Here is a 26,881-nt window from a genome sequence, read left to right as displayed (position 1 = left end):
GCCGCGGCTCGACACTCCCAACCGACCCGAGGGCTCCGAGTCGATCGACTCGACGTCGGCCTTCGTCGTCGTGACCGTGCCGCCGAAGGGCATCTGAATGCGCGCCGCAATCACCGGTGGGTCTCAGACGCCTCCGACCGGCCCTGGCTTCGAGAACGGGTTCCCGCTGTCGTCCGCTCAGCGTGGCATGTGGTTCGCTCAACAGCTGGCTCCTGACGTCCCGGTCTGTATCGCGCAATACGTCGACCTCCGTGGCGATCTGGACATCGCCGTTCTCCAGGACGCGTCGGCTCTCGCAGCACACGAATTTCAATCCGCCTACCTGAGACTGGCCGAGGTGGACGGCGAACCGGTCCAGATGGTCGATCACTCCATCGATCAGTCCGTGCACTACCTGGATCTGCGCGGCGAAGACGATCCCATGACCTCTGCGCTGGCCTGGATCGACGAGAACTACGTGCAGCCTGTCGACATGGAGCACGATCCACTCGTCGAGAGCTGGATCATTCAGGTCGAGGACGATCGCAACCTCTGGTACAGCAAGATTCATCACGTCGCACTCGACGGTTACGGTGCGATGACGCTCGTCAATCGAACCGCAGCCCTGTACACCGCGGCCGTCGAACACGTCGAGCCTGCCCCCAACAAGGCGGCCGAGCTTCGGCGGCTCTACGAGCTCGATCAGGAATACCGGACGTCGTCTCGCTTCGAGACGGACAAGGAGTACTGGACCGCTCGCGCCGCGGACATCCACGACGGAGCCACCCTGTCCAACACTGCCGGGCGCACGATCGCCGCCAGTAAATTGCGCAGCGTCGCTCTACCCGACGATGTCGTCACCGAGCTCGAAGCGTCCGACGCGACCAAGGGCGGAACCGCGGCCGCGGTGTTCATCGCCGCCTTCGGCTGCTACCTCTCGCGGATGACCGGGCGGGAGGACGTCTCGGTCAACATCCCGGTGTCCGCGCGCACCACCGCGCTGCTTCGCCGATCCGGTGGGATGCTCGTCAACGTCGCACCCATTCCGATCCATGTGCCCCAGGACGCGACCGTCGGCGAGCTGGTTCAGCAGGTCCAGCTCGAATTGATGGGGGCCCTGCGGCACCAGCGTTTCAGCATCGAGGACATCCGGCGTGAGCTGGCGGCTTCGGGCAGCGACAAGCAACTGTCCGGCCCGATGGTCAACATGATGCTGTTCCATCAGCAGATCGAACTCGGCTCGATCGTCGGCGAATTCAACATCGTGACCTCGGGTCCTGTCGAGGACCTTCTGGTCAACGTCTATCAGAGCGGTTCTCCGGCAAGGACGTTCGTCGATTTCAGGGCCAACCCCAACCGGTACGACGACGACGATCTCACCGCACACCATTCGAGTTTCGTCGACATGGTGCAATCCTTCATCGCGGCCGGACCCGATGTCGCCGTTGTCGACGTACATCCGGACAGCGCACGCGAAGGCCAACGTCGACGTCGCGCCGCAGCCCAGCTCGCCTACTGGACCGACCGGCTCGCCGATGCCCCCGATCTCCTCGATCTTCCGACCGACCGTTCGCGCCCCTCGCGCATCGGTCATGTTCGCGCATCCCACGAGGTGACCATCGGATCCGAATCGTGGTCCGCAGTGGCTCGGTTGGCCGCCGAACGTTCCACGACTCCGTTCGTGGTGCTCGAATCCGTTCTCGCCGTGTTGCTTTCGCGACTGGCCAACACCGACGACGTGTCGATCGCCGTGCCTGCGGGTGACGGCAACACCGTGGTGCTGCGGTCCCGACCCGACGTTCGGCACTCGTTCGCCGATTTTGTCGATGCGTCCGGAACCGACTTCGATGCTGCGATGGCGCATGGGGAGACGTCCTTCGAGGACGTCGTCACGGCCCTCGGTCTGCCGAGCTCGGAGTCGTACAGCCCCCTTGCCCAGGTTGCGCTCCGGTTCGGTCCGTCCGCGCTGCCGCGTGACGGGGTTGGCATGGACCTGGTAGTCACCGTCGACGAGTCCGACGATGTCGCGGTCGTTTTCGACTACGCCACAGAACTGTTCGAAGCCGCGAGCATGGCTCAGCTCGCCCGCCGCCTCGTTCGCGTGCTCGACGCTGTGATCGGCGAGCCGGATCTGAGGATCGGCGATGTGGACCTGCTGTCCACCGCCGAACGCGCTCGCCTGGCTCCGGTTCGTGGGCCGCGGTCTGTGGCGGGTGTGGTGTTGCCGGAGTTGTTGGCTGGTGCTGTGGGTGTTGCTGGTGTCGGTGGTGTTGCGGTGGTGTCGGGGTCGCGGTCTGTTTCGTATGGTGAGTTGGATGCGGCGTCGTCGAGGTTGGCGCGGATGTTGATGTCGTGTGGGGTGGGTCCGGGGTCGTTCGTGGCGTTGGCGTTGTCGCGGTCGGTGGAGTCCGTGGTGGCGGTGTGGGCGGTGGCGAAGGCTGGTGGTGCGTTCTTGCCGGTGGATCCGAAGTATCCGGTGGATCGGATCGAGCACATGTTGGTCGATTCGGGTGCTGTGGTGGGTGTGACGTTGGGTGCCGATGTGGGTGTGTTGTCGGGTGTGGGTGGGGTGTCGTGGGTGGTGCTCGATGATGCCGATGTGGTGGCGGATCTGGCGTTTCGGTCGTCTGCTCCGGTGTTGGATGCCGAGCGTTCGGGGGTGTTGCGGCTCGATGATGCGGCGTATCTGATCTATACGTCGGGTTCGACGGGTGTGCCCAAGGGTGTGGTGGTCACTCATCGTGGTGTGGGGAACTTGGCTGCCGAGGAGCGGGTTCGGTTCGGTGTGGGTCCGTCGTCGCGGGTGTTGGCGTTTGCGTCGCCGAGTTTCGATGCCTCGATTCTCGAGTTCGTGTTGGCGTTCTCGGGTGGGGCGACGATGGTGATTGCTCCGCCGTTGGTGTTCGGTGGGGTGGAGTTGGCGTCGTTGTTGGCGCAGGAGCGGGTCTCTCATGCGTTCGTCACGCCTGCGGCGTTGGCGTCGGTGGATCCGGTGGGGTTGGAGTCGGTCGAGGTGGTGGTGACCGGTGGTGATGTGTGTGCGCCGGAGTTGGTGGCGCGGTGGGCGCCGGGTCGGCGGATGTTCAATGCGTACGGTCCGACGGAGGCGACGATTTTTTCGTCGATCTCGTCGGCGTTGGTGGTGGGGGAGTCGGTCGATATCGGTTCGCCGACGATCGGTTTCGCGGAGGTGGTGTTGGATTCGCGGTTGAATCCGGTGCCGGTGGGTGTGGTGGGTGAGTTGTATCTGGCGGGTCCGGCGTTGGCTCGTGGGTATCACGCGCGTTTGGGTTTGACGGCGGAGCGGTTCGTGGCCAATCCGTTCGGTGGTGCGGGTTCGCGGATGTATCGCACCGGTGATGTGGTGCGGTGGAATGCTTCGGGTGCGTTGGAGTATGTGGGGCGTAGCGATTTCCAGGTGAAGGTGCGTGGTTTCCGGATCGAGTTGGGTGAGATCGATTCGGTGTTGGCTGCGGTGCCGGGTGTCGATTTCGTGGTCACCATCGGTCGTGAGAGTGCTGCTGGGGCAACGGTGTTGGTGTCGTATGTGTTGCCGGTGGCCGGTGCCGGGGTCGAGGCGGATGCGTTGCGCGAGCATGCCGGTTCGGTGTTGCCTGCGCATATGGTGCCCTCGGCGTTCGTGATGCTCGAGTCCATTCCTCTCACTCCCGCAGGCAAACTGGACCGAAACGCACTCCCCGAACCCGAACTCGGTTCGCAGGGTGCATTCGAGGCCGCGGAAACGGAGTACGAGGCCGCAGTGGCGACCGTGTTCCGCGACGTTCTCGAGGTCGACCGGGTCGGCGTGACCGACAGCTTCTTCGATCTCGGCGGAAACTCCCTCGTGGCAACGCGTCTGATCGCTCGGGTAAATTCGGCTCTCGGAACCGATCTCAAGGTGCTGGACCTGTTCGAGGCGCCGACCGTGAGGACCCTGTCCGAACGCGCCGAAGCCAAGGGCGCATCGCTGCATCGCCGTCCGGCGCTCGTCGCCGTGGACCGGCCCGATTCGATCCCACTGTCTCTCGCACAGCAGCGGATGTGGTTCATCAACCAGTTCGATGTGTCCTCGCCCGCGTACAACATCCCGCTCACCGTGCGACTGACCGGTCGACTGGATGTCGATGCGATGGCTGCGGCCGTCGGCGACGTTCTGTCCCGGCACGAGTCGCTCCGCACCGTGTTCCCGACCGTGGGCGATCTGCCGAACCAGGTCATCACACCGGTCGAAGACGTCACCGGATCGAACCTGCCCCTCGATGTGGTCGACGTCGACGCCGGCTCGGTCGATGCGCTCGTCCGTGCTGCCGCGACAACAGGATTCGACGTCACGGTCGATCTTCCCTTCCGTGCGGTGCTGTACAGGACCGGTTCGGAAGACTTCGTACTCTCCATCGTCGTCCACCACATTGCGGCGGACGGTGCGTCGATGGCACCGCTGGCCCGAGACGTGATGGTCGCCTACGGTGCCCGATCCGCCGGTTCGGCTCCGGTGTGGGAGCCACTCGCCGTCCAGTACGCGGATTTCGCGTTGTGGCAGCACGCCGTTCTCGGCGACGAGAGCGATTCCACCTCGGTGGCGTCGCGGCAGATCGAATTCTGGCAGTCGGCTCTGGCGGATCTGCCGGACGTATTGCCGATGCCGCTCGATCGTCCGCGTCCCATCCGGCAGTCGATGCGCGGCAGCGTCACCCCGTTCACGATTCCGGCCGACGTCGCCGCACGGTTGAGTTCGGTTGCTGCCGAACATGACTCGACCCTGTTCATGGTTGTTCATTCGGCGCTTGCACTCCTGCTCGCGCGGCTGAGCGGAACTCAGGACATCGCTGTCGGTACCCCGATCGCCGGTCGAGGCGACGCGGCCCTGGACGACCTGGTCGGCATGTTCGTCGGTACCCTCGTTCTGCGAACACAGGTCGAGCCGCAAGCGACCTTCACCGAACTGCTCGCCGACACTCGTCGCTCCGACCTCGCCGCCTTCGACAACACCGACATCCCGTTCGAGCGTCTGGTCGACGTACTCGATCCGGTGCGGTCGACCGACCACTCGCCGCTGTTCCAGGTTCTGCTCGAGTTCCAGAACAATGCAGCCGTCACGTTGGAGCTGCCCGATCTCACCGTTCGGTTCGAGGAGATCGGCACCGACACGGCGAAATTCGATCTACAGCTGCGTGTGGATCAGGAGCCCGTCGACCCGTCCGGTGCACTGTCGGCGTCCTTCACCTACGCCACGGATCTGTTCGATCCCGAAACCATCGACCGGTTCGTCGATCGCTTCCTGCGGATCGTGTCGACCATCGGAACGTCGACGGACGTACGCACCGCAGACATCGACATTCTGTCCGCCGCGGAGCGGGAACTCGTCCTGTTCGAGTGGAACGACACCGCACGTCTGATCGAACCTCCGGTCCACCAGCAGATTCCGGCCGGCGGCGCCGACATGACGCTCAGCAGTCTGTTCGACCGACAGGTACAGCGCAGTCCGTACTCGACAGCGCTCGTGTTCGAGGACGAACACATCACCTATCTCGAACTGGACGAACGCGCGAATCAGCTCGCGCGTCATCTCATCTCGCTCGGCGTGACACCCGAATCCCATGTAGGCCTTGCGATTCGCCGGTCGATCGACTTGCTCGTCGGCATGTACGCGATCGTCAAGGCCGGTGGTGCCTATGTACCGATCGACCCGGACCATCCCGTCGAGCGGTCGTCCTACGTCCTCTCCAGCGCCCAGCCCGTGTGCATCCTCACCACCAGTCGCGACTGGATCAACATCCCGGTCGCAACTCCGGTCCTGGCCGTCGATCTGCTCGACGTCTCCGATCGCGACCACTCCACGATCACCGACTCGGACCGACTGGGAAGACTGCACGGCTCGAACACCGCATACGTCATCTACACCTCCGGTTCGACCGGTCGGCCCAAGGGTGTCGCGGTCACTCACTCGGCCATCGTGAACCGGTTGCTGTGGATGCAGCACGAATATCACCTCGAGCCTGCGGACACCGTTCTGCAGAAGACTCCGGCGACGTTCGACGTCTCGGTGTGGGAGTTCTTCTGGCCCCTACAGGTCGGTGCCAAGCTCGTCGTGGCCGAACCCGACGGACACCGCGATCCCGTGTATCTGTCCCGCATCATCGCGCAGGAGCACATCACCACGGCGCACTTCGTGCCGTCGATGCTCGCGGTGTTCGCAGCAGGGGCACGGGCTGCGGAATGTGTCTCGCTCCGACTGGTCTTCTGCAGCGGCGAGGCGCTTCCACCTGCCACCGCGTCGCAGTTCGCGCAGTTCTCACTCGCGGAACTGCACAACCTCTACGGTCCGACCGAGGCGGCAGTCGACGTCAGCTACTACCACGTGACCGGGCGCGAGTCCGTCTCGATTCCCATCGGCGCACCGGTGTGGAACACGCGTCTGTACGTGCTCGACGCGTCGTTGCGACCGGCTCCGATCGGTGCTCCCGGCGAGCTGTATCTCGCCGGTGTGCAACTCGCTCGCGGGTACGTCGGCCGAGGCGACCTGACAGCGGATCGCTTCGTCGCGGATCCGTTCGGCGAGCCGGGCGAGAGGCTCTATCGCACAGGTGATCTGGTGCGCTGGCGCGCCGACGGCGAGCTCGAGTACATCGGCCGCACGGACTTTCAGGTCAAGCTGCGAGGGCTCCGGATCGAACTGCCCGAGATCGAAGCGGTTCTCCTTCGATCCGAATCGGTCGCACAGGCAATCGCGCTGGTGCACAAGGACCCGAACACCGGTGAGACCCTCGTGGCCTACGTGGTCGGTGCGCCCGGCCACGCCGTCGATCCTGCGCATCTGACGGCCGAGGCCGCGCGCCGCCTCCCGGGGTACATGGTGCCCTCACACGTGGTGGTACTCGACTCGCTGCCGGTCAACGCCAGCGGCAAGCTCGACCGGAAGGCATTGCCTGCGCCCGAATTCACTGTCGCTGCATCGGAATTCTTCGGGCCCGAGAACCCGGTCGAGGAGATCGTCGCCGGAGTCTTCGGCGATCTGCTCGGTATGGCCCAGGTCAGTGTCACGTCGAGCTTCTTCGAAATCGGCGGCAACTCGCTGATCGCGATGCGGTTGGTCGCGCGAATCAATGCGGCACTCGGAACCGATATCGGTATCAGGGATCTGTTCGACGCCCCCACCGTGCGAGCGCTGTCGGCAGGCATCGAACTCGGTGAGCACGACGCTGCAGCCGCCCCTCGGCTGGTCCCGCAGGAGCGACCGGATGCAGTGCCCCTGTCGCTGGCCCAGCAGCGGATGTGGTTCATCAATCAGTACGACACCGAATCGGCTGCCTACAACGTCGCGTTCGCCATGCGCCTGAGCGGCGCGCTCGATGTCGATGCGATGCACTCGGCCATCGCCGACGTGCTCGGTCGACACGAGTCGCTGCGCACGATGTTCCCGCTGACCGACGACGCTCCGGTGCAGTCGATCCTCGACGTGGAATCTGCACTGCCGGATCTGACTCCGATCCTCGCGAACGACGAGCGCCACGTCATGGAGTTGATCGCCGACGTCGCCGGCTCGGGCTTCGACGTCGTGGCCGACGTTCCGCTGCGAGTTCGACTGGTTCGGGTCAGCGAGAACGAGCATGTGCTCGTGATGGTGGTGCACCACATCTCCTCCGACGGGTTCTCGAGCGCCCCGCTGGCCCGCGACCTGATGGTGTCCTACAGTGCCCGCGCCGCAGGGCATGCACCCAGCCAGGAACCGTTGCCGGTGCAGTATGCCGATTACGCGCTGTGGCAGCGCCGGTTCCTCGGCGCGGAGTCCGATCCCGAGTCGTTGATGGCCAAGCAGCTCGCCTACTGGGTCGAGACACTGTCGGGCAGCCCCGAGGTTCTGACGCTGCCGACCGACCGCCCGCGTCCCGCGGTGGCTTCTTTGCGCGGCGACAGCGTGACGTTCGAGATCGACGCCTCGGTTCATGCCCGCCTCGCTACTGTTGCCGCCGAACATAATTCGAGCTCGTTCATGATCGTGCACGCGGCTCTTGCCGTACTGCTGGCCCGACTCTCGGGTACCGAGGACATCTCGGTCGGAACGCCGATCTCGGGCCGAGGAGACGCCGCACTCGACGAACTCGTCGGCATGTTCGTCAATACCCTCGTTCTGCGCACTCAGGTTCCCGGCTCGATGCGGTTCGAGGACCTGCTCTCGGACGTTCGCTCCGTGGACCTGGCCGCGTTCACGCATTCGGATGTCCCGTTCGAGCGGGTGGTGGACGCGGTCGATCCCGCGAGGTCGACTGCCCATGCGCCGTTGTTCCAGGTGATGCTCGAGTTCCAGCAGACCGACCGACCGACCGTGACGTTGCCCGGACTGTCGATCGAGAGCATCGAGCTACCCAACGACATTTCCAACTTCGATCTGCAGTTGACGATCTCGGAGGAATTCGACGCGTCCGGCGCACCGGTCGGCATCGAAGCCGGATTCCGTTACGCCACAGAACTGTTCGACGCGGATACCGTCCGAGTTCTCGCCGATCGCCTGGTACGAGTCCTCGACGCCGTGACCGCCGTGCCGTCCATCCGAGTCGGTGACATCGAGATCTTGTCTGCCAACGAGTACGACTCGCTGGCTCCGGTTCGTGGGCCGCGGTCTGTGGCGGGTGTGGTGTTGCCGGAGTTGTTGGCTGGTGCTGTGGGTGTCGGTGGTGTTGCGGTGGTGTCGGGGTCGCGGTCTGTTTCGTATGGTGAGTTGGATGCGGCGTCGTCGAGGTTGGCGCGGATGTTGATGTCGTGTGGGGTGGGTCCGGGGTCGTTCGTGGCGTTGGCGTTGTCGCGGTCGGTGGAGTCCGTGGTGGCGGTGTGGGCGGTGGCGAAGGCTGGTGGTGCGTTCTTGCCGGTGGATCCGAAGTATCCGGTGGATCGGATCGAGCACATGTTGGTCGATTCGGGTGCTGTGGTGGGTGTGACGTTGGGTGCCGATGTGGGTGTGTTGTCGGGTGTGGGTGGGGTGTCGTGGGTGGTGCTCGATGATGCCGATGTGGTGGCGGATCTGGCGTTTCGGTCGTCTGCTCCGGTGTTGGATGCCGAGCGTTCGGGGGTGTTGCGGCTCGATGATGCGGCGTATCTGATCTATACGTCGGGTTCGACGGGTGTGCCCAAGGGTGTGGTGGTCACTCATCGTGGTGTGGGGAACTTGGCTGCCGAGGAGCGGGTTCGGTTCGGTGTGGGTCCGTCGTCGCGGGTGTTGGCGTTTGCGTCGCCGAGTTTCGATGCCTCGATTCTCGAGTTCGTGTTGGCGTTCTCGGGTGGGGCGACGATGGTGATTGCTCCGCCGTTGGTGTTCGGTGGGGTGGAGTTGGCGTCGTTGTTGGCGCAGGAGCGGGTCTCTCATGCGTTCGTCACGCCTGCGGCGTTGGCGTCGGTGGATCCGGTGGGGTTGGAGTCGGTCGAGGTGGTGGTGACCGGTGGTGATGTGTGTGCGCCGGAGTTGGTGGCGCGGTGGGCGCCGGGTCGGCGGATGTTCAATGCGTACGGTCCGACGGAGGCGACGATTTTTTCGTCGATCTCGTCGGCGTTGGTGGTGGGGGAGTCGGTCGATATCGGTTCGCCGACGATCGGTTTCGCGGAGGTGGTGTTGGATTCGCGGTTGAATCCGGTGCCGGTGGGTGTGGTGGGTGAGTTGTATCTGGCGGGTCCGGCGTTGGCTCGTGGGTATCACGCGCGTTTGGGTTTGACGGCGGAGCGGTTCGTGGCCAATCCGTTCGGTGGTGCGGGTTCGCGGATGTATCGCACCGGTGATGTGGTGCGGTGGAATGCTTCGGGTGCGTTGGAGTATGTGGGGCGTAGCGATTTCCAGGTGAAGGTGCGTGGTTTCCGGATCGAGTTGGGTGAGATCGATTCGGTGTTGGCTGCGGTGCCGGGTGTCGATTTCGTGGTCACCATCGGTCGTGAGAGTGCTGCTGGGGCAACGGTGTTGGTGTCGTATGTGTTGCCGGTGGCCGGTGCCGGGGTCGAGGCGGATGCGTTGCGCGAGCATGCCGGTTCGGTGTTGCCTGCGCATATGGTGCCCTCGGCGTTCGTGATGCTCGAGTCCATTCCTCTCACTCCCGCAGGCAAACTGGACCGAAACGCACTCCCCGAACCGGACTGGTCCGCTCAGGTCACGGCCGGTCGCGATGCGGACAACGCGGTCGAGAAGACGTTGGCCGGATTGTTCGCCGAGGTTCTTCGACTGGACCGCGTCGGCGTCGACGATTCGTTCTTCGCTCTCGGCGGCGACAGCATCATGTCGATTCAGCTGGTCTCGCGTGCCAAGGCAGCCGGATTGTCTCTGTCGCCACGAGATGTGTTCGAGCACAAGACCGTTGCGGCGCTGGCCGAGGTGGTCGCGTCCGGAGACGGCACTGCACCTCTCGTACTGGAGGAATTGCCAGGTGGCGGTGTCGGTGACGTACCGCTGACTCCGATCGTGGCCTGGATGCTCGATCGGACGGCTGTCCTCGACAAGCACACGCAGACGGCGGTTCTCACTCTCCCGGTCGATATCGAGCTGGATGTGCTCGAGGCAACCGTGCAAACGGTCCTCGATCACCACGACATGCTCCGCGGCGTTCTGCACCGGGGTGAGCACCCCACGATGGAGGTGCTTCCCGCCGGATCGATCGCGGCGAACTCGGTCGTGCACCGCGTGGCGTCGACGACCGTTCGGGGAGAAGGGTTCTCGGAGCAGGCCACGGCCGAGGCAGAAGCAGCAGTCGGCCGGTTGGCACCCGATTCCGGTGTGATGATCCAGATGGTGTGGTTCGACGCCGGCTCCGAGGGGAGCCGTCTGCTCGTCGTCGCCCACCACTTGGTCATCGACGGCGTGTCCTGGCGAATCCTGGTTCCGGACCTCGCGTCGGCATGGGCCCAGATCATCGGCGGGAACACTCCTGAGCTGGCTCCGGTCGGCACTTCCATGCGTCGGTGGTCGCACGGGTTGCGTGAGGTCACCGCCACCCGCGGCGACGAGCTCGCGATCTGGCGCGACGTTCTGGCACAACCGGATCCGCTCATCGGATCACGCGCGCTCGATCGCGAGATCGACGTGTACCGGACGGTGGACAAGATCGAGATGACGTTGTCCACCGACGTCACCGAGGGGCTACTGACAGCACTGCCCGATGCGTTCCACGGCAGCGTCAACGACGGTCTGCTCGCCGCACTCGCGCTCGCCACGGCGGTGTGGCGACGTGGTCGGGGAGTGACCGTGGACGACGCTCTCATCTCGCTGGAGGGTCACGGCCGCGAGGACCACGTGGTACCCGGTGCCGATCTGGGCCGGACCATCGGTTGGTTCACCACGATCTACCCGCTCAGGCTCACCCTCGCCGGTCTGGACCTGGACGACGCACTCGCCGGCGGTGCCGACGCAGCGCGACTGATCAAAACGGTCAAGGAGCAGTTGCTAGCGGTCCCCGATCACGGCATCGGTTACGGCATGCTCCGCTACCTGGACGAGGACGGCGCCGCTGCTCTGCGCGACTTCCCGGCTCCCCAGGTCAGTTTCAACTATCTCGGGCGCTACAGCACCGACGTTCCGGACGAGCTGCGTGGACACGGCTGGCTGCCGGTCGACGACTCCGGTGTCGGCGATTCGCAGGACGCCGATCTACCGGTAGCAGCAGTGCTCGACATCAATGCCGTCACCACCGCGACGCCGACCGGCCCGCGCCTCGAGGCGACGTTCGCTTTCCCCACCGGGGTGCTCGCCGCCGCCGAGGTCACCGAACTGGCGGAGTTGTGGCGTCAGGCCCTCACCGCGCTGACACAGCTCGCCCAGCGACCGGGGGCCGGTGGCTTCACGCCGTCCGACCTCGATCTGGTGCGGCTCGATCAGAGTTCCATCGACCACCTCGAACGGGTCTATCCCACGCTGGACGACATCTGGTCCATGACGCCCCTGCAGGCCGGATTGCTGTTCCACGCCGAGCTGTCGGATCAGTCCGTCGACGCCTACATCGTCCAACTCGTGTTGGAGCTGCGCGGAAGCGTCGACGAGGCACGGTTCCGACGTGCTGCTCGAGCGCTCCTGCGTAGACACGCGAACCTGCGGACTGCCTTCGTTCACAATGACGACGGCGAGTCCATACAGATCGTTCACCACGACGTGGACGCTCCCTGGTCGTCGATCGACCTGACCGGACTGGACGCCGACGATCGAGCCGTCGAGCTCGATCGCATCGAACACGACGACCGCGCCACCAGATTCAACATGGCGCAGGCACCTCTGTTGCGCTTCATGCTGATCACGGTGGCGCCCGGCGAGTGGCGTCTGGTGATGACCAACCACCACATCCTGCTCGACGGTTGGTCCACACCGTTGCTGCTCAAGGACCTGCTGACGCTCTACGTGGTCGACGGCGACGACACCGTGCTCCCGCGGGTTCCCGCCTATCGCGACTACCTGTCGTGGCTGGCCAAGCGTGACCGTTCGTCGGCACTGGCCGCGTGGACCGACGCGCTCGCAGGCTTGTCCGAGCCGACCCTGTTGACGCCGGTCGAGAGCCGACGCCAGGAGTCGACGTTGGCAGGTCGGTCGCTGGTCTCGCTCGATGTGGAGCAGACGGACCGGCTGCGCAGCGTCGCTCGTGCACGTGGCGTGACGATGAACTCCATGGTGCAGGCGTCGTGGGCCCTCGTGCTCGGCACTCTGACCGGACGCTCCGACCTCGTGTTCGGTGCAACCGTGTCCGGACGCCCGCCGGAGGTCTCCGACGTCGAGGCCATGGTCGGTCTGTTCATCAACACTCTGCCGGTGCGGATCGTGCTCGATCCGTCGGAGACACTCGGCGAGTACCTCGAGCGGGTGCAGGCCGAACAGGCCGCTCTGCTCGATCACCACTACCTCGGCCTCACCGACATCCAGCGTGCGGTGGGACCGGCCGTCGCCTTCGACACCCTGACGGTGTTCGAGTCCTACCCGATGGACCGCGCGGGATTGTCGGCCGAGACCGACCTCGCCGGGATGCGGGTGCACGACGTGCACGACGGCAGCGACACAGCGCAGTATCCGCTGACCTTGGTCGCCATGGTCGACGACCGGCTGCACATCGAGGCGAAGTACTTGCCGGAGTTGTTCGAGCACAGCGTCGTCGAGGCGACGGTCGACAGAATCGTGCGGGTCCTCGACGCCATTGCCACCGACACCGGTCGACTCGTGGGGTCCCTGTCGTTGCTGTCCGACGACGAACTGGTCCGCTTGGCACCGGTCCAGGGGCCGGCTGCCGAAGCAGTTCGTCTGCTCCCGGACATCCTCACCGCCGCTACTGCGGGCAACCTGCACGGCACCGCTCTGTGGAATGACGGGCGCACGGTCGACTACGCCGAGCTCGACGCGCAGTCCTCGGCTCTCGCCCGAACGCTGATCGCTCGCGGTGCCGGTCCGGAAACCGTTGTCGCACTGGCTGTGCCACGTTCCATCGAATCGGTACTCGGAATCTGGGCGATCGCGAAGACCGGCGCGGCATTCCTGCCGATCGATCCGAACTACCCGCGCGATCGCGTCGAGCACATGCTCGTCGATTCGAACGCCTCGCTCGGCCTGACCGTGTCCGCGCACACATCCGCGGTCGAGGGTCTGGGATCCGCCCGGTGGACCGTTCTCGATCACGACGACACGCGCGCCGACATCGCCGGTCACTCGACCGCGCCGGTTCTCGACGGTGACCGTATCCGCCCGATTCACATCGATCAGGTCGCGTACCTGATCTACACCTCCGGCTCGACCGGTGTGCCCAAGGGCGTCACCGTCACTCACCGGGGGTTGGCGAACCTGGCGGAGGAGGAGCGCACTCGTTTCGAGGTGACCCCGGACGCTCGGGTTCTGGCGTTCGCGTCTCCGAGCTTCGATGCCTCGATTCTCGAACTGCTGATGGTGCTCTCCGGTGCCGCGACGATGGTCATCGCGCCGACGTCGGTCTACGGTGGAGCCGAGTTGGCTCAGCTGCTCGCCACGCAGCAGGTGACGCATGCGTTCGTCACCCCAGCCGCGCTTGCATCGGTGGATCCGGAGGGCCTGACGGAGCTGCGAGTCGTCGCGACCGGTGGCGACGTCTGTCCTCCGGAACTCGTTGCCCGCTGGGCACCGGGCCGCCGGATGTTCAACGCGTACGGTCCGACCGAAGCGACCATCTTCTCGTCCGTCAGCGATCAGCTGCATATTGATTCGACGATCGACATCGGTTCTCCGACAATCGGGTTCAGCGAGGTCGTCCTCGACTCGCGACTGCACCCGGTACCCGTCGGTGTTGCGGGTGAGCTCTATCTCGCCGGTCCGGCGCTCGCCCGGGGTTACCACTGCCGATTCGGCCTGACGGCCGAGCGTTTCGTGGCGAATCCCTTCGGCGAGCCGGGTGCGCGGATGTACCGCACCGGCGATGTCGTCCGGTGGACCGAGTCGGGAACGCTCGAATACGTCGGGCGCAGCGACTTCCAGGTCAAGGTGCGCGGTTTCCGCATCGAACTGGGCGAGATCGACGCCGTCCTGACCGATGATCCTTCCGTCGAGTTCGCGACCACCGTCGGTGTCGACGGTCCGGCCGGTAACACCATTCTCGTCGCCTACGTCCTTCCGCGGTCCGGCGAGCAGATCGATGCGGTGTCTCTGCGCAGTCATGTGTCGAATTCGCTACCGACCCACATGATCCCGACGGCCTTCGTCGCCCTGGAATCGATTCCGCTGACACCTGCCGGCAAGCTGGACCGCAACGCCCTGCCCGCACCCGATCTTCATCTCGGCGACGATTCGCGTGCACCGCGCAACGACACCGAGCAGGTCATTGCCGACATCTTCGGCGAGGTACTGGGGATCGACGGCGGTGTCGGAATCGATTCGAGCTTCTTCGACCTCGGTGGGGACTCGCTCAGCGCCACCAGACTCACCGCCCGGGTCAATGCCGCCCTGGACACCACGATCAGCGTGCGTGCACTGTTCGAGGCTCCCACCGTCGAGTCGCTTGCGGTGCGCGTACACAGCGATCCGACCGGCACCGAGCGCCGTCCCGCACTCGTGGCCAAGCCGCGACCTGATTCGATTCCGTTGTCGCTCGCGCAGCAACGGATGTGGTTCATCAACCAATTCGACGTCGACTCTGCGGCCTACAACATCCCGCTTGCGGTCCGGCTGACGGGTCGACTCGACATCGACGCGATGAGTGCGGCGGTCGGGGACGTTCTCGAACGGCACGAGTCGCTGCGCACGGTGTTCCCGAGCCACGGTGAGCGCCCCGAGCAGAAGATCCTCGATGCGCAGACGGTGAGAACCGATCTCGCCGTCGTCGATCTGGACGCCGACGAGATCGTCTCGGCCATCTCTGCCTCTGCCGCAACAGGTTTCGACGTCACGACCGATCTACCGTTCCGCGCGGTGCTGTACCGGGTTGCAGCGGACGAATTCGTGCTGTCGATCGTCGTGCACCACATCGCCGCCGACGGTGCCTCCATGGCACCCTTGGCGCGAGATGTCATGGTCGCCTACGGTTCTCGCGTAGCGACCGTCGCTCCGATGTGGGCACCACTCGACGTTCAGTACGCGGACTTCGCGATCTGGCAACGCACCGTCCTCGGCGACGAGGCCGATCCCGCGTCCCTCGCCGCGCAGCAGTTGGATTTCTGGAAGACCGCTCTCGCGGATCTTCCCGACGTACTGCCGTTGCCGCTCGATCACCCGCGGCCCACTCGGCAGTCCATGCGCGGCAACAGTGTTCGGTTCGAGATCGACCGAGCAACCCATTCGGCACTGGTCGAGTCGGCGCGCGCCAACGAGGCGACCGTCTTCATGGCCGTGCACGCGGCATGGTCGATTCTGATGGCACGCATCAGCGGCACCGAGGACATCGCCGTCGGAACGCCGATCGCCGGTCGAGGCGAGGCCGCGCTCGACGATCTGATCGGCATGTTCGTCGGCACGCTGGTTCTGCGTACCCAGGTGACACCGGGGCTCTCGTTCACCGATCTGCTCCGTGCCACCCGCACAGCAGATCTGGCGGCGTTCGACAACACCGATGTTCCGTTCGAGCGACTGGTCGACGTTCTCGATCCCGCGCGTTCGACGGACCGTTCGCCGCTGTTCCAGGTGCTGGTCGAATTCCAGAACAACACCTCGGCCGCGCTCGAACTACCGGAGCTCACGGTCGAGGCCGTCGACATCGACGCGCACGTCGCGAAGTTCGATCTGCAGCTGACCGTCGCCGAGCAGTACGACGAGTCCGGTGCGCCGGCCGGGATGACCGCCGCGATCACCTACGCGGTCGATCTGTTCGAAGAATCGTCCGTCCGGGAGTTCTCGGCACGATTCGGTGCTGTGCTCGACTCGGTGACAACCGATCCCGAGCGCGCAATCGGCGACATCGACCTCTTGCTCCCGGGCGAGCTCGATGCCATGACGGGTGAGTGGAACCACGCAGGTCTCGTGGCATCCGACGCGACATTGGCCGATCGATTCGCCACCGCAGCAGCGCGATACCCCGACTCGCGTGCGGTCGTCTTCGGCGATCACGTGCTGACCTACGCCGAGTTGGACGACCGGTCGAGCCGACTCGCGCGGCTTCTGGTCCAGCGCGGTGTGACGTCGGAATCGCTCGTGGCGGTCGCTATGCCGCGCAACGAGCAGCTGATCGTCGCTCTGCTCGCGGTGATCAAGTCCGGTGGAGGCTACCTTCCGATCGACGTGTCCTACCCAGCCGATCGGCTCGCGTTCATGCTCGAGGACGCCTCGCCCGTCTGTGTGATCTCCACGGTTGCCGACAGTGCGGCAGTGCCCGCCTCGGATCTCGATGTCCTCGAGATCGATTCGCCCGAGCTGATCGCCGAACTGGACGTCATGTCGGGTGCCCCGCTGACCGATGCGGACCGCTCGGGTGGCACCAGCGCCGATTCGATCGCGTACGTCATCTACACCTCGGGCAGTACCGGTCGCCCCAAGGGCGTGCAGATCGCGCACCGCAACGTGGCGACGCTGTTCGCGAACACAGCCGATCTCTTCGATTTCGACGATCGCGACGTCTGGACGATGTTCCACTCGTATGCGTTCGACTTCTCGGTATGGGAGCTGTGGGGACCGCTGCTGCACGGCGGAACACTCGTCGTCGTCGACTACTACACCGCGCGCTCCCCGGAGCTGTTCCGCGAGTTGCTGGTACGCGAGAAGGTCACGGTTCTCAACCAGACACCGACGGCGTTCTACCAGTTCGCGGAAGCGGATCGAGTTGCGACCGGAAACCTCGCCGGAACCGCGGACTCCGATCTGTCGCTGCGGTACGTGATCTTCGGCGGAGAGGCACTCGATCTCGGTCAGTTGGCTCGCTGGTACGCCCGGCACGACGAATCCGCTCCGACTCTGGTCAACATGTACGGCATCACCGAGACGACCGTCCACGTGAGTCACCTGGCCCTGACAGAACAGTTCGCCGCCTCGGCCTCGGCCAGCGTCATCGGTCAGGCGATTCCCGCGCTGCACGTCGCGGTTCTCGACACCCGTCTCAATCCGGTGCCGCCGGGTGTGACCGGTGAAATGTACGTCTCGGGGGCACAGCTCTCTCGCGGTTACCTCGGCCGGGCCGGGCTGTCGGCCACCCGTTTCGTCGCCGATCCGTCCGGAGACCCCGGTGCCCGGATGTACCGCACCGGCGACACCGCGCGATGGAATCGCGACGGTGCACTGGAATACCTGGGCCGCAGTGACATGCAGGTGCAGTTGCACGGCTTCCGCATCGAGCTCGGCGAGATCGAGAGTGCTCTGCTGGCGTACGACGGTGTCGCGGCCTCCGTGGTCTCGGTCCGTGACGACGGATCCGGTGATCGCCTGATCGGATATGTCGTCGCCGAGGCGGGTCGAACCCTCGACCACTCCGCCGTTCTGGATTTCGTCGGGCACTCGCTGACGTCCTACATGGTTCCGGCTGCGCTGATAGTGCTGGACGAGCTGCCGCTCACTGCCAACGGAAAGCTCGATCGCCGTGCACTGCCGGCTCCGGACTTCTCGGCCAACGTGACCGAAAGCCGTTTGCCTGCAACCGAAGTCGAGTCGATCCTTGCCGGATTGTTCGCCGACGTGCTCGGCCTCGACACCGTCGGCGTCGACGACTCGTTCTTCGCGCTCGGCGGCGACAGCATCATGTCCATCCAGCTGGTCTCACGTGCCAAGGCGGCCGGTCTGGTCCTGGCTCCGCGCGACATCTTCGAGCGCAAGACCGTTGCGGCGCTGGCCGAGGTCGTCGTTCTCGGGGGCGACGCCGTCGTGCTGGAAGAGCTCGACGGTGGGGGAGTCGGCTCGCTGCCTCTGACACCCGTCGTTCGCTGGATGCTGGACCGCAGCACCGACTTCGGCCGCTACACCCAGACCGCCCTGCTTCAGCTTCCGGTCGGCATCGAGACCGAGACGCTCGAGCGCACCGTCCAGGCCGTGCTCGATCGTCACGACATGCTCCGGTCGAGGCTGTACCAGGATGCCGACGGCATCTGGCACGAGGAAGTATCTCCGATCGGCACCGTGTCCGCCGCGTCGGTCATCCATGCGGTCTCGGTCGATTCCGTGGACGGTGCCGCATTCTCTTCCCGCGCCGCAACGGAGCTCGACGCCGCAGCAGATCGACTGATCCCAGCCGACGGCGTCATGGTTCAGATGGTGTGGTTCCAGGGCCCGAACGGGTCCGGCCGACTGCTCGTCGTCGCGCATCACCTCGTGATCGACGGCGTGTCCTGGCGCATCCTCGTGCCGGATCTCGCAACGGCATGGAGCCAGATCATCGCCGGCGACGCGCCTGCGCTGGCACCGATCGGCACATCGATGCGGCGGTGGTCCACCGGTTTGGCCGAGGTCACGGCGAGCCGCGCCGACGAGATCGGGCTGTGGCAGCGCATTCTGAGCGGTGCCGACCCGACGATCGGTTCGCGACCACTCGACAAGCGCATCGACGTCGACGCCACCGTGCAGCGCATCCGCACATCACTTCCCGTCGAGGTGACCGAGCGCTTGCTGACCACGGTGCCGAACGTCTTCCGTGGCAGCGTCAACGACGGCCTCCTGGCCGGCTTGGCGTTGGCACTGACCGCGTGGCGTCGTGAACGGGGAGCCGCTGTCAGCAGCGCCCTGATCACGCTCGAAGGCCACGGCCGTGAAGACGCCGTGGTTCCCGGAGCCGATCTCGGCAGAACCGTCGGCTGGTTCACCACGATCTTCCCCGTGCGACTCGACCTCGGTTCGGTGGACGTCGCCGACGCGTTGTCGGGTGGCGACTCCGCCGGTGCACTGATCAAGGCGGTCAAGGAACAGCTGCTCGAGATCCCGGATCACGGAATCGGCTACGGCATGTTGCGGTACCTCGATTCCGCTGGAACCGAGGCGCTTTCCGACTTCGCCGCGCCTCAGGTCAGCTTCAACTACCTCGGACGATTCTCGACCGGCTCCACCGAAGGCATGGCCGACGTCGGCTGGATTCCCGTCGCCGATGCCGAGCTCGGCGACGCGCAGAATCCGGACATGCCCGTGCCGGCTGCGCTGGACATCAACGCCGTCACCACCTCGACGCCCGACGGTCCGCAGCTCGACGCCACCTTCGCGTTCCCGGCGGGCATCCTCGATCCCGACGAGGTCGATCGGTTGATCGAACTGTGGACGCAGGCGCTGACCGCGATCACCGAGCACGCCTCGGTGCAGGGTGCGGGAGGCTTGACCCCGTCCGACCTCGAGCTGGTGGACATCGATCAGCGCTCCATCGAGGTGCTCGAGCAGCAGTTCCCCGACCTCGACGACGTGTGGTCGCTGTCGCCGCTGCAGGCCGGCCTGCTGTTCCATGCGCGCCTCGCCGGCGAGGTCGGCAGTGACACTGCAGGCGTCGACGCCTACATGGTGCAGCTCGGTCTCGAGCTGCGTGGCGTCGTCGATGCCGAGCGGATGCACTCCGCCGTGAACAAGCTCGTCTCTCGCCATCCGAACTTGCGAGCAGCGTTCGTGCACAACAGCGCCGGCGAATCCCTGCAGATCGTGCAGAGTTCGGTGACGGTTCCCTGGGCCGAGGTCGATCTACGCGGTGAGGCCGACGTCGACTCCGCGCTCGAGGCCGTGCTCGCCGCCGATCGCGGTGTGCGGTTCGAGATGGACTCGGCGCCGCTGCTTCGATTCACGCTGATCACCCTCGCCGACGATCACTGGCGACTGTTGCTGACCAACCACCACATCCTGCTCGACGGTTGGTCGACGCCTCTGGTCGTCAAGGAACTGATCACGCTCTACGTCACCGAGTCCGACGATTCGATGCTGCCGCGTGTGCCCGCGTACCGGGACTACCTCGCGTGGATGCGGCAACGCGACGTCGCCATCTCCACGGCGCAGTGGGTCAGCGCGATGGCGGGTGTCGAGGAGCCGACACTGCTGGTCACCGGTGATCGGGGCCGACAGTTGTCCACCGTCTCGAGCGAGACGGAAAGGTCGTTGTCGATCGAGACCACAGCGGCACTGCGCGATTTCGCAGCGCGCCGCGGTTCGACTCTGAACACCCTCGTTCAGACCGCGTGGGGCATCGTGCTCGCCACTCTGACCGGACGCGAAGACGTCGTCTTCGGTGCCACGGTGTCGGGTCGGCCGCCCGAGGTCCCTGGCATCGAAGGCATGATCGGGCTGTTCATCAACACACTGCCCGTTCGGGTCACGCTCGATCGGGCCGAGACTCTGGGTGCTCTGGTCGATCGCGTGCAGGCCGAACAGGCAGCACTGCTCGACCACCACTACCTCGGTCTGACCGACATCCAGCGCGCAGCCGGTGCCGGCGTCGCATTCGACACGCTCACCGTGTTCGAGTCGTACCCGGTCGATCGCGCCGGAGCTTCTGCGGCAACGGATTTCGCCGGCATGCAGGTGACCGACATCCTCGGAACCGATGCCGCGCACTACCCGCTCACCCTGGTGTCGTCGGTGGACGAGCGCTTGAACCTCAAGGCCAAGTACCTGCCCGAACTGTTCGAGATCGAGGACGTGCACGCGATCGTCGATCGAGTCGAGCGGGTACTCGATGCGGTACTGGCCGACGAGCAGCAGCCACTGGCTCGGCTCAGTCTGCTCGCCGATGCCGAACTCGGTTCGTTGGCACCGGTATTCGGACTCGAAGGCCGATCGACTCGGTTGCTGCCGGAGATCTTCTCCGACGCAGCTGCCGTCGACCCGGATGCCGTCGCGGTGCGCAGCGTCGACGGCGAGCTGACGTACCGCGAGCTGGATCGACAGTCGAACCGTCTCGCCCGCATCCTGCTCGGTCACGGTGTTCGTACCGAGACGTTCGTAGCGCTCGGAATCGCACGATCCATCGAGTCGGTGCTGACCGTCTGGGCCGTCGCCAAGTCCGGTGCCGCGTTCGTGCCGGTCGATCCGAACTACCCGGCCGATCGCATCGAGCACATGCTGGCCGACTCCGGAGCGTCCTTCGGTGTCACCACCCGCAGTCACCTCGACGATCTGCCGTCGACCGTGCCGTGGATCGTTCTGGACGACCTCGCCACCGATGGCCCGAACGCGGTGAGCGACGAGCCCATCGCCGACGACGAACGCCACGGTCGCGTCACCCTCTCGAGCGCCGCGTACACCATCTACACGTCGGGTTCGACGGGTGTTCCGAAGGGGGTCGTGGTCACCCACTCCGGCCTCGACAACTTCGCTACCGAGCAACGCGAGCGCTATCGAGTCACGAAGGACTCACGCACACTCCATGTTTCGTCGCCCAGCTTCGATGCGTCCGTGCTCGAGTACCTGCTCGCGTTCGGCGTCGGAGCCACGATGGTGATCGTTCCGCCCACCGTGTACGGCGGAGCCGAGCTGGCATCGTTGCTGGCCGAGGAATCGGTCACTCACGGCTTCATCACCCCGTCCGCCCTCGCCTCTGTCGATCCCGCGGGGCTCGACACGTTCGCCGACGTGGTCGTCGGCGGCGAGGCGGTCCCGGCCGAGTTGGTCACCAAGTGGGCTCCGGGCCGCAACCTGTTCAACGGGTACGGACCGACCGAGGCCACGATCATGTCCAACATCAGTGCACCGATGGTGGCCGGCGAGCCGGTCTCGATCGGCGGACCGGTACGGGGTGTGTACGAGGTGGTTCTGGACTCGCGACTGCAGCCGGTTCCCACCGGGGTGGTGGGTGAGCTGTATCTCGCGGGCGTCGGATTGGCCCGCGGCTACCACGATCGGATGGGGTTGACGGCCGAACGATTCGTCGCCGATCCGTTCGGCGCTCCCGGTGCGCGCATGTACCGCACCGGAGACGTGGTGCGCTGGTCGCCGGATCTGACCATCGAGTACGTCGGTCGCAGCGACTCCCAGGTCAAGGTCCGTGGCTTCCGCATCGAACTCGGTGAGATCGACGCAGCGCTCTCTGCTCATCCGGCGGTCGACTTCGCGGCGACATTCGGAACTCCCGGGCCGACCGGTGCCACCGTTCTCGTGGCCTACGTTCGCCTGACCGGGGACGACCCGGCCGAGACGGTCGATACCTTCGACACGGCCGTTCTGCGCGATCATCTCGCCGCCGCGCTGCCGTCGCACATGGTTCCGAGCGCCATCGTCGTGCTCGAGTCGATTCCGCTCACACCGGTAGGCAAGCTCGACCGCGCAGCACTTCCGGTACCGGAGTTCGGCACGGCCACGTCGTACCGCGAGCCGAGCACGCCTGCCGAGCTGACGGTCGCGGCGGTCTTCGCCGAGATCCTCGAGGTGGGTCGAGTCGGTGCGGACGACGGCTTCTTCGAGCTCGGTGGCGACTCTCTCAGCGCAACGCGAGTGATCGCTCGCGTCAATGCCGAATTCGGTACATCGATCGGGGTCCGCACGATCTTCGAGACCCCGACGGTGTCGGGTCTGGCGAGCGCAGTCGGCTCGGCCGACCCACGTACGCAGCGGCCGGCCCTCGTTGCCGCGACGCGTCCGGAGCACATTCCGCTCTCGCTCGCTCAGCAGCGGATGTGGTTCATCAACCAGTTCGACACCTCGTCGGCGGCGTACAACGTGCCGTTGGTCGTCAAACTGACCGGACGGCTCGACACCGCTGCGCTGGCCGACGCGGTGGTCGATGTTCTGGGGCGCCACGAGTCCCTGCGCACGACCTTCCCCGACGGCCCCGAGTTCCCGGTGCAGCTCGTGCACCCGGCTGCCGAGGTCGCGCCCGCGGTCGAATCCGAACGGATCGATGCCGCTGTTCTCACCGATCGCGTGGCTCTGTTGGCCGGTCGAGGATTCGACGTGACCACCGAGATCCCGGTGCACGTCGAGCTGTTCGAGGTGCTCGACGCCGACAACGACGCGTCGGAGGATCCCGTCTTCGTACTCGCCATGGTGGTGCACCACATAGCCGCCGACGGCGCGTCGATGGCACCTCTCGCTCGCGACGTCGTGCTCGCCTACTCGGCGCGCAGTGCCGGTCAGGCACCGAACTGGCAGCCGCTGCCCGTCCAGTACGCCGACTACACGATCTGGCAGCGTTCGCTGCTGGGTGACGAGCAGGACGCGTCGAGTGTGGCTGCGGCTCAGCTCGAGCACTGGTCCACCGCGCTTGCGGGTCTTCCAGATCTGTTGCCGTTGCCGACGGACCGACCGAGGCCGACCACTCAGGACTTCCGCGGCGGCCGAGTGCGGTTCACCGTCGATGCCGACATCCATCGCGCCCTCGTCGCCGTCACGCGCGAACAGAACGTCAGCATGTTCATGGTTCTGCACGCCGCGTTCGCGGTCGTTCTGGCACGCCTGAGCGGCACCGACGACATCGCGATCACCACCCCGGTGGCCGGGCGCGGTGACGCGGCGCTCGACGACCTCGTGGGCATGTTCGTCAACACGCTCGTGCTGCGCAGCCGAGTGGACGAGTCCGCGACGTTCGACGATCTGCTGAACCAGGTCAAGACACACGACCTCGACGCATTCGATCACACCGAAATGCCCTTCGAGAGAATCGTCGAGGTTCTCAATCCCACGCGTTCGACGGCTTACGCTCCGCTGTCACAGGTCGCGCTGTCGTTCCAGAACAACGAGAAGGCCTCGCTCGAGCTGCCGAACCTACGCGTCGAAGGCTTCGACTTCGACGTTCCGGTGGCCAAGCAGGATCTGCAATTGCTGCTGTCCGAGACCTTCGACGACCAGGGGCGTCCGTCCGGCTTCGAGGCTGCATTCGACTACGCCACATCGCTGTTCGACGCGTCCAGCGTCGAGGCCATCGCGGCGCGACTGATCCGAGTTCTCGATGCCGTCGGACGCGACCGACACACGGTGGTCGGAGACATCGAGCTTCTGGGTGCCGACGAGCAGCGCACGTTGGTGCCTGCGCGAGGAAATGCCGACGCGGCAGTTCGGACGTGGCCGGAGTTGCTCGCGGCGGCGGTCGCGCTCGATCCGTACGCAGTGGCCGTGACCTACCGAGGCATCAGCCTGTCCTACGCCGATCTCGACAGCTGGTCCAACCGGATCGCTCGGATGCTGATCGACTACGGGGTCGGTCCCGAAACGTTCGTCGCGTTGGCGCTGCCTCGATCGATCGAGTCGGTGCTGTCGGTGTGGGCTGTGGCGAAGACCGGTGCCGCGTTCCTGCCTGTCGATCCGAACTACCCGGCGGACCGAATCGCGCACATGCTCGAAGATTCCCATGCCGCAATGGGTCTGACCGACATCGACAACAGGGCTTCGCTGCCCGACACGGTCCCGTGGCTGGTTCTGGACGATCCGGAAACCTCCGCGGAACTCTCGCGCTACCCGGCGGACGCGGTGACCGATGCCGATCGCACGGCCACCCTGCACATCGACCACCCGGCCTACCTGATCTACACCTCGGGCTCGACCGGTCGGCCGAAGGGCGTTGCGGTACGGCACCGTGGCCTGGCCAACCTCCAGGCCGAGGTGATCGAGCGATTCCGCCCCACTCGGGATTCGCGTGTTTCGCACATCGCGTCGCCGAGTTTCGACGCATCGATCTACGAGCTGACGATGGCGTTCGGCGTCGGTGCCACCGTCGTCATCGTGCCGCCGGGAGTCTTCGGCGGCGGCGACTTGGCCGACCTGCTCGAATCCGAACACGTCACGCATGCGTTCCTGACGCCGGCGGCGCTGTCGTCGATCGACGAGACACGTCTGGGCACCGTTCGGGTCCTCGCGGTCGGAGGCGAGGCCTGCACTCCCGAGTTGGTGGCGAAATGGGCACCGGGCCGCAAGATGTTCAACGGCTACGGTCCGACCGAAACCACCATTCAGGCAAGTGTCGGTGGACCTTTGGTGCCCGGTGGCACGGTGGATGTCGGCAAGCCGGGAACCGGATTCCGGTTCGTGGTGCTCGACGCACGACTCCGACCGGTCCCGGCCGGAGTGTCGGGCGAGCTCTACATCGCCGGTCCAGGCACCGCCCGCGGATACCTCGGTCGTTTCGGACTGACATCCGAGCGTTTCGTCGCCGATCCCTTCGGCACTCCGGGCGATCGGATGTATCGAACGGGCGACGTCGTGCGCTGGGGCAGTGCCGGGGCCGTCGAGTTCGTCGGGCGCAGTGACTTCCAGGTCAAGGTGCGCGGTTTCCGTATCGAACTCGGCGAGATCGACTCCGCTCTCACCGAGCACGAACAGGTCGGATTCGCCGCCACGATCGGTCACACGGCTGCGTCCGGTGACACCGTCCTCGTGTCCTACGTTCTCGCGGCCGACGGCGAATCGGTCGACACCGAGGCACTTCGCGATCGCGTGGCCAAAGTGCTCCCGCGGCACATGGTTCCGTCGGCGATCATCGAGCTCGACGACATTCCGCTCACTCCGGTGGGCAAGCTCGATCGACGGGCGCTGCCGGTTCCCGAGCTGACCGTGTCGACAACTCCGTACCGGGCACCGGGCACCGATGTCGAAGCCGCGATCGCCGACGCGTTCGCTCAGGTTCTCGGGGTCGAACGGGTCGGCATGGACGACAACTTCTTCGAGTTGGGCGGAACGTCGCTGGTGGCCACGAAGATCGTGCCTGCCATCGAGAACGCCATCGGGGTTCGGGTGCCGCTGCAGGCACTGTTCGTCGATCCGACGCCGGCAGGGTTGGCCGCGCGGGTCGCCGCGGATGCCGACGCGGGGGGCGCCGACCTCGATTCTGTGTTCGGAGTCGTGATTCCGCTGCGCGGCAGCGGGTCCAAGGCCCCGTTGTTCTGTGTCCACCCGGGAATCGGATTGTCATGGGGATACGCCGGTCTCGTCTCACACCTGAGCGACGACCGTCCCGTGTACGGCCTGCAGCTGCCGAGCATCGTGGAAGGGTCGAGCTTCGGATCCATTCGCGATCTCGCCCACCGGTACGCCGACGAGATCCACGCCGTCCAGCCGGTCGGTCCGTATCACCTTCTGGGGTGGTCGCTCGGCGGCTCACTGGCTCATGCGATAGCGGTGGAACTGCGCAGCACCGGCAGCGACGTCGCCACCCTTGCTCTCCTCGACAGCTACGTGGACGGACACGACGGCGAACAGGCCGAGGGAGCGTTGAGCGTCGAGAATCTGCTCGCCGGATTGGGGCTCGACCTGTCGGCTCAGGCGTCGACAGAGCCACTGACCTACGAACGGGGGGTCGAACTGCTCGACGAGTCGTTGGGGCAGACGACCGGCGTCTCCGCCGATCACCTCCGTCGTATCAATGCGGGATTCGAGAACTCGACTCGAATGATGGCCGAGTTCATCCCGGACGTCTTCGACGGAGATGTTTTGTTCTTCTCGGCAACGAAGGGCGCGAGCGATGGAATTGTTCGATCCCCGCAGGAATGGCGACCGTATGTCACAGGAGATATCGTCATCCACGATGTCGACGTTTTCCACAACGAGATGACCAATGCGGACGCTGCCAACGTGATCGGGCCTGTCGTCGATTCTCATCTCGGAAATACACCCGAATAACGATTGGTGTGTTCTTCA

Annotated in this window: 1 protein-coding gene; it reads left to right on the top strand. The window is 65.4% G+C overall.

Translation table 11 applies throughout. The features are described 5' to 3' along the window. The first annotated feature begins 97 nt into the window (after positions 1–97). Positions 98–26,863, top strand: a complete 26,766-nt coding sequence (locus NY08_RS04740) for a non-ribosomal peptide synthetase (protein ID WP_082073694.1) — start codon at positions 98–100, stop codon at positions 26,861–26,863. Positions 26,864–26,881: the final 18 nt, after the last annotated feature.

The organism is Rhodococcus sp. B7740, assembly GCF_000954115.1.
Classification (GTDB): Bacteria; Actinomycetota; Actinomycetes; order Mycobacteriales; family Mycobacteriaceae; genus Rhodococcoides.
This window is presented reverse-complemented; position numbering and strand designations above follow the sequence as displayed.

Excerpts from the sequence above, each read along its gene's own strand:
- NY08_RS04740 (WP_082073694.1), top strand. The coding sequence starts at position 98 with ATGCGCGCCGCAATCACCGGTGGGTCTCAGACGCCTCCGACCGGCCCT.